Raw genomic sequence first — 2,336 nt, 5'->3', positions numbered from 1 at the left:
CAAAATGAGATGCTCCTCCATCTGGAAGGTCATCTCTATTTACTGAGGTAATAACAACATGTTTTAATCCAAGTTTTTTACAGCATTTGATATGTTCTCAGGCTCAAAAGGGTCTAAAGGCTTTGGCTTTCCGTGGAAACATCACAGTATGGGCAATTTCTGGTACAGGTATCTCCCATTATCATAAATGTAGCCGTTTTCCTTGCAAAACATTCCCCAATGTTTGGGCAGGAGGCTTCTTCACAAACTGTGTGTAAATTCAATGTCCTGAGTAGCTTCTTAACATAAGTAACTTCTTCTGACAAAGGTGATTTTACTTTTGGTTTCATTATACTGTCCTTATGGTTTAAATCATCATTGTTTTTATTTTAAAATTTTAAAATAAAAGTAGCAAATTAATAAGAGGTCATATTATGCCTATTTTAGAAACGGACAAAGAAATAAAAAAAGTGTTATATGAAAGTAAAAATGTTGCAGTAGTTGGAATATCAAAAAATCCTTCAAGACCAAGCTATTTTGTGTCTGAAGTTTTAAAAAGATGTGGTTATAAACTGTTTTTTGTAAATCCAAAGTACGCAGGAGAAAAAATACTTGGAGAAAAGGTTTACAAATCACTTCTTGATATAGAAGAAGATATAGATGTAGTTGATGTGTTTAGAAGGCCGGCAGATGTAAAATTTACAGCTGAAGATGCTGTGAAAAAAGGTTTCAAAACATTTTGGTTCCAGCCTGGAACGTACAATGAAGAGGTTGCAAAAGAACTGGATAAAAAAGGTTATAATGTGGTTGTTAATAAATGTATGAAAGTAGAATGTGCAAGACTAAAAAAATAAAGGAGTCTTAAATGTCTATAGATGAAAATAAATTAAAACAGTCTATAAAACTATTTTTAGAAGCTATTGGAGAAAATCCAGATAGAGAAGGATTGAAAGAAACTCCAGATAGAATTGTAAGGCTCTGGAAAGAGTTTAAAACCCATGAAAATTTTAATATGACCGTTTTTGAAGACATTGGCAGTTATGACGAAATGGTAGTTGTTAGAGATATTCAGTTTTACAGCCTGTGCGAACATCACCTTCTTCCCTTTTTTGGAAAAGCTCATATAGCTTATATCCCTGATGGGAAAGTATGCGGACTTTCTAAACTTGTAAGGGTAGTAAATAAATTCTCATACAGACCTCAGTTCAAGAAAGGTTAACAGCAGAGATAGCTGAGTATTTGGAAAAAGAGTTAAACCCAAAAGGTGTGGCAGTTGTACTTGAGGCTGAACACTTATGCTATTCTGCAGACACTGAAATATTAACAGATAAAGGATGGAAGTATTTTAAGGATTTAAATTCAGAGGATAAAGTAGCTCAGGTTAATCCAGACACACTGGAAATTTCATTCACAAAGCCTGCAAATTATATCAAATATCCATTTAAAGGAATGATGATTAATTTTAAAAGTAAATCTGTAGATTTATTAGTTTCTCCAGACCATAAAATGCTTTACTCTACAGAATGGATTTTTTATAAGTCTAAAAATAAAAGATGGCTTTCAAAAAAAGCTTCTGAAATCAAAGAGCTAAGTAAAATGATAATCCCACAAGCAGGAAAAATGAAAGGAGAAGAGTTAAAATATGTAGAATTAGAGGAAGATTATGATAAGGTAGTTTTTGGTACTACGTTAACAAAAACTAAGAAGAAGGTTAAAATAAAAGCTGATACTTTTCTTAAATTTTTAGGTATTTACCTTGCAGAAGGTTCTTATTATGTAAAAGGCAAAAAGCAATATAAAGTTAGAATAGTCCAAAAAGCTAACACTGCTTCAGCAAAAAAAATAGAAGAAGCTATTAAAGAAATGCCGTTTAATTATAATGTCGTAAAAAGAAAGAATGGAACTATTGAATATGTAATAAATTCTAAAATTTTGACTAAATACGTAGAAAAATTTGGAAAATCTGAAGATAAATATATTCCTGAATTTATTTATTCTTTATCAGAAAGACAGAAAAAGCTATTCTTAAAATACTTTATATTAGGAGATGGCTATTTGAAACCAAACGGTAAAACTTATCATTTTGTAAGTAAGTCAAAAAAATTAATAGATGGAATTCAGGCATTATATGCAACAATTGGCATATCATCTACTGTATATGAGCATAAATATAGAAATGGAAATTATAGATTAGAAACTAGAAAAGATAAGAAAGGAAATGATAAATATTATTCTATGGTCAGAGAAGTTAAAGATGTACCATATAACGACTACATATATTCCGTAACTGTTCCAGAAGGTTATTTGTTAGTAAGGAGAAACAACAAGATTGCCATATCAGGAAATTGTATGTCCAT

2 protein-coding genes and 2 pseudogenes are annotated in these 2,336 nt (G+C 30.8%); 3 read left to right on the top strand and 1 reads right to left on the bottom strand.

The features are described from left to right. A pseudogene (locus tag HG1285_RS19190) lies at positions 1 to 329 on the bottom strand (radical SAM protein); the annotation flags it as partial. An 84-nt stretch (positions 330 to 413) separates the two neighbouring features. Here HG1285_RS19190 and HG1285_RS04260 point away from each other — a divergent pair. The 3 genes and pseudogenes from HG1285_RS04260 to HG1285_RS20665 all read left to right on the top strand — a co-directional run. After that, positions 414 to 833 carry a CoA-binding protein gene (locus HG1285_RS04260; protein ID WP_008288682.1) on the top strand — a complete coding sequence of 140 codons (420 nt, stop codon included), beginning with the start codon at positions 414 to 416 and terminating at the stop codon, positions 831 to 833. An 11-nt stretch (positions 834 to 844) separates the two neighbouring features. After that, positions 845 to 1,284 (top strand): annotated as a pseudogene (gene folE / locus HG1285_RS18345) (GTP cyclohydrolase I); the annotation flags it as partial. A 144-nt stretch (positions 1,285 to 1,428) separates the two neighbouring features. Continuing rightward, on the top strand, positions 1,429 to 2,336 hold a 908-nt coding region (locus HG1285_RS20665), incomplete at its 3' end, for an LAGLIDADG family homing endonuclease (protein ID WP_157560670.1).

This window comes from Hydrogenivirga sp. 128-5-R1-1, assembly GCF_000171895.1.
Note: the sequence above shows the minus strand (reverse complement) of the source record. Positions and strands in the feature narration are given on the sequence as shown.

Excerpts from the sequence above, each read along its gene's own strand:
- HG1285_RS04260 (WP_008288682.1), top strand. The coding sequence starts at position 414 with ATGCCTATTTTAGAAACGGACAAAGAAATAAAAAAAGTGTTATATGAA.